The 484-nt window shown below is 70.9% G+C and carries 1 protein-coding gene; it reads left to right on the top strand.

Annotated elements, in window-relative coordinates; translation table 11 throughout:
- Positions 1–134: 134 nt before the first annotated feature.
- On the top strand, positions 135–398 hold the full coding sequence (locus CKO41_RS18405) for a DUF6489 family protein (protein WP_200239673.1): 264 nt from the start codon (positions 135–137) through the stop codon (positions 396–398).
- Positions 399–484: the final 86 nt, after the last annotated feature.

Below are 484 nucleotides of genomic sequence, written 5' to 3'. Positions count from 1 at the left end.
GCGATGTCGGCCCGGGCGATGCCGGAGGCCGCCGGCAGCCGCGTTTGCTGCGCGCCGCCCGGCGTCGGAGTGCGCATGGCTGCCGGCACCGCGCAAGTCCATTCCCCCCAACACACACAGCTGCGAGCCACCGCATGAAGATCCACGTCGACCTGGACATCACCCCCGAAGAAATGCGCAAGCTCATGGGCCTGCCGGACGTGGAGGCCTTCCAGCAACAGCTGCTGGATGACATCCGCGCGCGCATGCAGGCGGGCGCCGAGGGCTATGACCCGCTCAAGCTCTTCCAACCGTACATGGCGAGCAGCCTTGCCGGCATGGACATGATGCAGAAGCTCTTCGCCGCCGGCCTGAGCGGGAGCACCGGCGGCACCGGCAAGGGCGGCGACGCCGAATGAGCGCCGCCACCCCGGCGGCGGCGCCCGCGTGGCGCCGGCGCGGCACCATGTCGGTGTCGCTTGAATCGCCGTGGCTGCGGCCACCA

Source organism: Thiococcus pfennigii, assembly GCF_016583835.1.
Classification (GTDB): Bacteria; Pseudomonadota; Gammaproteobacteria; order Chromatiales; family Chromatiaceae; genus Thiococcus; species Thiococcus pfennigii.
This window is presented reverse-complemented; position numbering and strand designations above follow the sequence as displayed.